General features: G+C 71.5%; 7 protein-coding genes and 1 pseudogene. 4 read left to right on the plus strand and 4 right to left on the minus strand.

Translation table 11 applies throughout. From position 1 onward, the window contains the following. On the plus strand, window positions 1-956 hold a 956-nt coding region (locus EAD98_RS30420), incomplete at its 5' end, for a chitinase (RefSeq protein WP_147457535.1). 33 nt (window positions 957-989) lie between these two features. On the opposite strand, the gene EAD98_RS30425 is transcribed toward EAD98_RS30420, so the two are convergent. Both EAD98_RS30425 and EAD98_RS30430 read right to left on the minus strand, forming a co-directional pair. Continuing rightward, on the minus strand, window positions 990-1,661 hold the full coding sequence (locus EAD98_RS30425; RefSeq protein WP_121657378.1) for a DedA family protein: 672 nt from the start codon (window positions 1,659-1,661) through the stop codon (window positions 990-992). A gap of 97 nt (window positions 1,662-1,758) precedes the next feature. After that, a complete protein-coding gene (locus EAD98_RS30430; RefSeq protein ID WP_121657384.1) occupies window positions 1,759-2,373 on the minus strand; it encodes a DUF1349 domain-containing protein in 615 nt (204 codons plus the stop codon). Window positions 2,374-2,466: 93 nt separating this feature from the next. Here EAD98_RS30430 and EAD98_RS30435 point away from each other — a divergent pair, with 93 nt between their 5' ends. Together EAD98_RS30435 and fabG are read left to right on the plus strand one after the other, a co-directional pair. Further along, window positions 2,467-4,119, plus strand: a complete 1,653-nt coding sequence (locus tag EAD98_RS30435) for an alpha-amylase family protein (protein WP_121657379.1) — start codon at window positions 2,467-2,469, stop codon at window positions 4,117-4,119. Between the two features lie 56 nt (window positions 4,120-4,175). Further along, window positions 4,176-4,934 (plus strand): 3-oxoacyl-ACP reductase FabG, encoded by a 759-nt coding sequence (gene fabG, locus EAD98_RS30440; protein ID WP_121657380.1) that lies wholly within the window; start codon window positions 4,176-4,178, stop codon window positions 4,932-4,934. Between the two features lie 99 nt (window positions 4,935-5,033). On the opposite strand, the gene EAD98_RS30445 is transcribed toward fabG, so the two are convergent. Further along, window positions 5,034-5,450: a hypothetical protein gene (locus tag EAD98_RS30445; protein WP_121657381.1), complete on the minus strand. Its 417-nt coding sequence runs from the start codon at window positions 5,448-5,450 to the stop codon at window positions 5,034-5,036. Continuing rightward, window positions 5,443-5,873: pseudogene (locus tag EAD98_RS30450) on the minus strand (hypothetical protein). Before EAD98_RS30450 ends, EAD98_RS30445 begins: the two are co-directional and overlap by 8 nt. Window positions 5,874-6,085: 212 nt before the next feature. Here EAD98_RS30450 and EAD98_RS30455 point away from each other — a divergent pair. Further along, complete coding sequence (locus EAD98_RS30455; RefSeq protein ID WP_121657383.1) at window positions 6,086-6,988, plus strand: Gfo/Idh/MocA family protein; 903 nt, start codon at window positions 6,086-6,088, stop codon at window positions 6,986-6,988. The last annotated feature ends 8 nt before the right edge of the window (window positions 6,989-6,996 follow it).

Consider the following 6,996-nt stretch of genomic DNA (forward strand, 5'->3'; position numbering starts at 1 on the left):
CGCCCACCACGCCGCCTCCGCCCACCACCCCGCCGCCGACGGAACCACCCACCGGCGGCCTGCCGAAGCACCTGCTCACCGGCTACTGGCACAACTTCGACAACCCTGCCGTCGAGCTGCGGCTGCGCGACGTCCCCGCCGAGTACGACCTCGTCGCGGTCGCCTTCGCCGAGGCCACCGCGACGCCGGGGGCGCTGACCTTCGGCGTCGACCCGGGGCTCGCCGCGGCGCTCGGCGGCTACACCGACGCGGACTTCACCGCCGACGTGCGCACCCTGCACTCCCGGGGCAAGCGGGTGATCCTCTCGGTCGGCGGTGAGACCGGCCGGGTCACGGTCAACGACGCCGCCTCGGCCACCGCGTTCGCCGACACCGCCGCCGCGCTGATCGCCCGCTACGGCTTCGACGGCATCGACATCGACCTGGAGAACGGGCTCAACCCGACCTACATGGCGCAGGCGCTGCGCGCGCTCCGGGCCAGGGTCGGCGCCGGCCTGATCATCGCGATGGCGCCGCAGACCATCGACATGCAGTCCCCGGGCGGCGGCTACTTCAAGCTGGCCCTGGACATCAAGGACATCCTCACCGTGGTCAACACCCAGTACTACAACTCCGGGGCGATGCTCGGCTGCGACCAGAACGCCGCGTACGCCCAGGGCACGGTGAACTTCATCGTCGCGCTGGCGTGCATCCAACTGGAGGCGGGGCTCCGGCCCGACCAGGTCGGCCTCGGCCTGCCCGCCGGTCCCGGCGCGGCCGGCGGGGGCATCGTCGCGCCCAGCGTCGTCAACGCGGCGCTGGACTGCCTGGCCCGGGGCACCAACTGCGGCAGCTTCCGGCCGCCGCGCACCTACCCCGGCATTCGCGGCGCGATGACCTGGTCGGTGAACTGGGACGTCAGCAACGGCAACGGTTTCGCCCGTACGGTTGCCCCGCACCTGGACACCCTGCCCTGAGCCGACCCCACCCCCGGCACGGGCGGACGCGGATCAGCGACCGGCGGTCACCGACCGCCGGTCGTCGCGCTCCCGGCGTCGGCGCATCTTGCGGATCACCCAGGTGGCCACCATGACGACGAAGACCGCGACGATCCCGTAGTTGAACCAGTCGCTGTAGCGTTCGACGTCCTGCCAGCGGCTGCCCAGCGCGTAACCGGCCCCGACGATGAGCGCGTTCCACACCCCGCTGCCGATCGTGGTGAGCAGGATGAACTCGCCCAGCGGCATCCGGTTCGCCCCGGCCGGAACGGAGACCAGGCTGCGGACCACCGGCACCACCCGGCCGATCAGCACCGCCCACCGGCCGTGCCGTTCGAACCACTCGTCGGCCTTCTCCAGGTCGTCGCGGTCCACCAGGGGGATGCGGTCGAGCCAGCGCTTGAGCCGCTCCTCACCCAGTGCCGCGCCGAGCCAGTAGAGCACCAACGCACCGACCAGCGAGCCGACCGTCGCGGCCACCACCACGAGCACCACGTTGAAACGGCCCTCGCTGGCCAGGTAGCCGGCGAGGGCCAGCACGATCTCGCTGGGAATGGGCGGGACGATGCTCTCCAGCGCCACCAGCAGCGCCACCCCGACCGGGCCCATCCCCTCGATCACGGTGGCCACCCAACCGGTCAGCCCGGTGAACTTGGCCGGGTCGACATTCTGGGCGAGCGCCATGGTCGTCCTTCCGAGTCGGCGGCCGGGGATCAGATGGTCATACCCGATGGGCGCTTCGCCACACCTGCCGGTGAGTCGGGCCACACCGCCGTGCCGGTCAGTGCTCCGGGTGCAGCGCGGTGTCGGCCGGCCCCTGCCGCCAACCGGTGAACACCACGGTGAGGCCGGCGCGGACCGGCGCGCAGCAGAACGGCCCGGCCATGGCCTCGGCCTCCGGGTCCAGCGGGGCGAGGCGGACGAACCGCCACGGTTCGTCGTCCACCCGGGCGCGGACGGTCAGCGCGTCGCCCGCCCGGCTCACCCGGACGGTCACCTCCCGACCCGCCCACTCCGGCACCGGCGCCACCGACCAGTCGGAGAACTCCCGGGTCACCACCGCGCCGAGTTGGAGTTCGCCGTCGCTCACCTCGACGCCCGCCTTGGTCCAGTTCCGCTCGTCCACCCGGACCAGCGCACCGGCCTGGTCGAACTGCCCGGTGAGGTCGAGCCGGAAGCTCACCTCCATGGCGCTGCCGACCGCCAGCGGGGCCAGCAGGGCGGGCCCGTTGTCGTGCACGAACCCGTAGCTGGTCCGCCGCCAGAAGTCACTCTCCGCCGCCGGTTCGACGATCAGCTCTCCGGCCGGTCCCTCCTCGGTGCGGACCGGCGGATACAGCCAGCCGCCCCGGGCCCAGTCCAACGGTTCACTCGGCGGTACGAGGTCGATCTCCATGACCGGCACGGTACCGGCCGAGAGCGACCGTCCGGGCTCCGCCGCCCGCCGGCCGGGTTTGCCACGGTGATCGACCGGAGAAGTTCATCCGGCATGGGTGACCGTTGGTATTCCGAAGCCGTCGTCTACTGCCTCGACATCGACACGTACGCCGACTCCGACGGCGACGGCGTCGGTGACATCCGTGGCCTGATCGGGCGGCTGGACTACCTGGCCCGGCTGGGCGTGACCTGCCTGTGGCTGCACCCGATCCACCCGTCGCCGAACCGCGACGACGGCTACGACGCCACCGACTTCTACAACGTGGACCCGCGCTTCGGCACCCTCGGCGACTTCGCGGAACTGCTGCACCAGGCGCAGAACCGGGGCATCCGCGTGATCATCGACCTGGTGGTCAACCACACCTCCGACGAGCACCCGTGGTTCCAGTCCGCCCGCTCCTCGCCGGACTCGCCGTACCGCGACTGGTACGTCTGGTCCGACACCGAGCCGGACGACCGGCACCAGGGCATGGTCTTCCCCGGTGAGCAGAACGAGACCTGGAGCTACGACCGCACCGCCAAGGCGTGGTTCTACCACCGGTTCTACAAGTTCCAGCCGGACCTCAACTTCGCCAACCCGGAGGTCCGGGCGGAGATCAAGAAGATCATGTCGTTCTGGCTCCAGCTCGGCGTCTCCGGCTTCCGGATGGACGCGGTGCCGTTCATCATCGAGCTGACCGAGCCGGGCAACCCGAACTCGCCGAAGGACTTCGAGTTCCTCACCGAGATGCGCCAGCACGTGCAGTGGCGGCGCGGGGACGCGGTCCTACTGGCCGAGGCGAACGTCGAGCCGGACCAGCTGCCGACGTTCTTCGGTGACGCCGGCGGTTCCGGCAACCGGATCCACATGCTCTTCGACTTCATGCTCAACGGTCGACTCATGCTCGCCCTCGCCCGCCAGGACCCGGAGTCGCTGGTCGAGGCGTTGCGCGACACCCCGACGCTGCCGGTCGGTGGGCAGTGGGCGACCTTCCTGCGTAACCACGACGAGATCGACCTGTCCCGGCTCACCACCGAACAACGCAACCAGGTGTACGCGCAGTTCGGCCCGGACGAGAACATGCGCATCTACGACCGGGGCATCCGTCGCCGGCTCGCCCCGATGCTCGGCAACGACCGGCGTCGCATCGAGCTGGCGTACGCCCTGCAGTTCTCGCTGCGCGGCACGCCGGTGCTGCGCTACGGCGAGGAGATCGGGATGGGCGAGGACCTGTCGCTGCCCGGTCGGGAGGCGATCCGTACCCCGATGCAGTGGTCGTACCAGCCGAATGCCGGCTTCTCCACCGCGGACCCGGAGAAGCTGGTCCGCCCGGTCATCGACAAGGGTGAGTTCGGCTACCAGACGGTCAACGTCACGGCTCAGCGCGGTGATCCGAAGTCGCTGCTCGCCTGGTTCGAACGCATGATCCGGACGCTGCGGGAGGCGCCGGAGGTGGGCTCCGGCTCGACGACCCACATCGACGTGCCGTTGCCGGCCGGAGTGCTGGCGCACCGGGCGGACGGGCCGACCGGGACCATGGTCTTCCTGCACAACCTGGGCACCGACGACGTCGAGGTGGACCTGAGCAGCCTGGAGGCGGAGGCCGACCTGCCGAACGACGTGCTCGCCGACCGCGGCTACGGCGAGTTGGGCAAGCTCGGCGCGCTCAAGCTTTCCGGCTACGGCTACCGCTGGATCCGGCTCTGCCGGGGCGCGACCCGCTGACTCCGACAGGGACGGGTTAAGCTCCATCGATCGAGCCAAGTTACCGGGAGGTAATCATGTCGGAGGAGCCCCGCGTCGCCATCGTCACCGGAGCCGCACGCGGTATCGGTGCGGCCACCGCCCGCCGGCTGGCCGCCGACGGGATGGCCGTCGCCGTGGTCGACATCGAGGAGGCGGCCACCAAGGAGACGGTGGACGCCATCGCCGGCGCCGGCGGCCAAGCGCTCGGCGTGGGCGCCGACGTGTCCGACCGGGCCCAGGTCGAGGCGGCCGTGGAGCGGATCGCAACCGAGCTGGGCGCGCCCACCGTGCTGGTCAACAACGCCGGGGTGCTCCGCGACAACCTGCTGTTCAAGATGACCAACGCCGACTGGGACACCGTCATGGGTGTGCACCTGCGCGGCGCGTTCCTGTTCAGCCAGGCCGCTCAGAAGCACATGGTGGACCGCAGGTGGGGGCGGATCGTCAACCTCTCCAGCACCTCCGCGCTGGGCAACCGGGGCCAGGCGAACTACGCCGCCGCCAAGGCCGGTCTCCAGGGCTTCACCAAGACGCTCGCCATCGAGCTGGGGCCGTTCGGGGTGACCGTCAACGCGGTGGCGCCCGGCTTCATCGTCACCGACATGACCGCCGCCACCGCCGCCCGGATGAAGGTCGACTTCGAGGACCTGCAGAAGCACGCCGCCGCCGAGATCCCGGTGCGTCGACCGGGCCGGCCGGAGGACGTCGCGCACACCATCTCGTTCCTGGCCAGCGAGGGGGCGGGGTTCGTCTCCGGCCAGGTCATCTACGTGGCCGGCGGCCCGCGCGACTGACCCGTACTTCGTCGAGGGCGCTTCCCGTGCGGCGGGGAGCGCCCTCGACGCGTGCGCGGGGTCGGCGGCGATCGCCGACCCGCGTTTCCAGCCCGTCGGTCAGGCGGGGTCGCGGCGGGTGCGCCAGAGCCAGAACAGGCCGAGCACCGGCAGCACCAGCGGGATGTAGCCGTACCCGCTGCCGAACTGCGACCAGACCGTCTCGTCGGGGAAGAGCTCCTTGTCGGCCAGGCTCAGGATGCCGACCGCGACCACCCCGACCAGCTCCAGCGAGCAGCAGGCCAGCGCGACCCGTCGGCCGGTGTGCCCGGCGCGGGCCAGCCCCACCGCGGCAACGATGTAGATGAGCGCGGCCAGCGCGGAGAGCAGGTACGCCACCGGGGCCTCGTCGAACCTGGTGGCGATCTGGAGGCCCGCCCGGCTGGTCGCCGCGATGGCGAAGAGCAGGTAGACCGCGATCAGCAGCCGGCCCGGACCGGTGTTCGTCGCGCGTCGGGCCGGTCGTGTCTCAACCACCGAGGACCTCCCAGGTCTGCTGCAACCGGACCACCACCACCGGGGCCACCAGGCAGACCGCGCAGACGATCGCCGAACCCCAGCGGGTCGGCTCCATCCGGGCCAGCACCCAGGCGAGCGGCGGCATGCAGACCAGCGTGACCAGGTAGCCGAAGAAGGCGCCGGGCTCGCCGGGCCGTTCCCCGCCGCCGACCGCGACCAGCGCGACCGCGGCCAGCGCGAGCAGGATCAGTTCCAGTACGGCCAGGCCGGCGACCTGCACCCGGTCCGGTGGCCGGTGGCGTACCGCCGCCACCAGTGCCCACACCGCGACGAGCAGCGACAGCACGATCGACGCCGTCGCGAGGATCCCGTCCACCGGCGAGTCGGCCGCCGCCGCACTGGTCATCGGCCCCACCTGGTCGTTGCCTCGGTCACCGGCACAGCCTACTAACCGTCGTAGTACCCGAGCGATGCTGCCTCGCTGTCTTTCGCCGCTGCCCTCCGCCGCGCGAAGTCGAGCTGTCCCGGAAACGACGTGGACGTGGGCGTCCGGTCGCCGGTTGGTCGACCCGCCGCCGTCACGGCTGCTGGGGCGACTAGCGTGGATCTCGGCCGTGGCGTCGCCGCGGTGAGGGGAAACGGCGGAGGTACACGTGCTGCGGTTCGGCTTGTTCGGCACCGGTCACTGGGCGATCGAGACGCACGGGAAGGCGCTGCACGCCCACCCGGACGCGGAGTTGGTCGGGGTCTGGGGGCGTAACCCGGAGCGGGCCGCCGCGCTGGGCGAGCGGTACGGGGTGCCGGCCTTCGCCGAGGTCGACGCGTTGCTCGACGTGTGCGACGCGATCGCCGTCGCGTTGCCGCCGGACATCCAGGCCGACATCGCGACCCGGGCGGCCGCCGCCGGCCGGCACCTGCTGCTGGACAAGCCGTTGGCGCTCACCGTCGAAGACGCCGACCGGGTGGTCGAGGCAGCCGAGGCGTCCGGGGTCGCCTCGGTCGTCTTCTTCACCCAGCGGTTCCAGCCGAACGTGACCGCGTTCCTCGCCGCCACCGCGGCCGCCGGAGGTTGGCAGCACGGCCGGACCGTCGCGTTCGCCTCGATCTTCCAGGAGGGCAGCCCGTACGGCGGGTCGCTGTGGCGCCGGGAGCACGGGGCGCTCTGGGACATCGCCCCGCACGCGCTCTCCATCATCCTGCCGGTGCTGGGCAAGGTGACCCGGGTGGCCGCGATGGACGGGCCGAACGGAATGGTGCACCTGCTGCTCACCCATGACGGCGGCGCCACCAGCAGCGCTTCGCTCTCCCTCGACGCCCCGACCGAGTCGATGACCCGGGAGTTCGTGTTCTACGGCGAGAACGGCATCGAGACCGTCCCGGCCGGCGAGAACGAGCCCGCCACGGCGTTCGGCGTGGCGATCGACCAACTCGTCGAGCAGGTGCAGGCGGGCACCCGCGACCACCGCTGCGACGTCCGCTTCGGCCGCGAGGTGGTCGCCATCCTGGCCGCCGCCGAAACCGCCCGCACCGAATCCCGCACCATCCCCCTCCCGTAACCCCCCAC

The sequence above is a fragment of the Micromonospora sp. CV4 genome (assembly GCF_003667455.1).
In the GTDB taxonomy this organism is placed as follows: domain Bacteria; phylum Actinomycetota; class Actinomycetes; order Mycobacteriales; family Micromonosporaceae; genus Micromonospora.

What these genes read in the sequence shown, in the direction of transcription:
- EAD98_RS30430 (WP_121657384.1), bottom strand. Translation starts at nt 2,373, where the DNA reads ATGGAGATCGACCTCGTACCGCCGAGTGAACCGTTGGACTGGGCCCGG.
- EAD98_RS30425 (WP_121657378.1), bottom strand. Translation starts at nt 1,661, where the DNA reads ATGGCGCTCGCCCAGAATGTCGACCCGGCCAAGTTCACCGGGCTGACC.
- EAD98_RS30435 (WP_121657379.1), top strand. Translation starts at nt 2,467, where the DNA reads ATGGGTGACCGTTGGTATTCCGAAGCCGTCGTCTACTGCCTCGACATC.
- fabG (WP_121657380.1), top strand. Translation starts at nt 4,176, where the DNA reads ATGTCGGAGGAGCCCCGCGTCGCCATCGTCACCGGAGCCGCACGCGGT.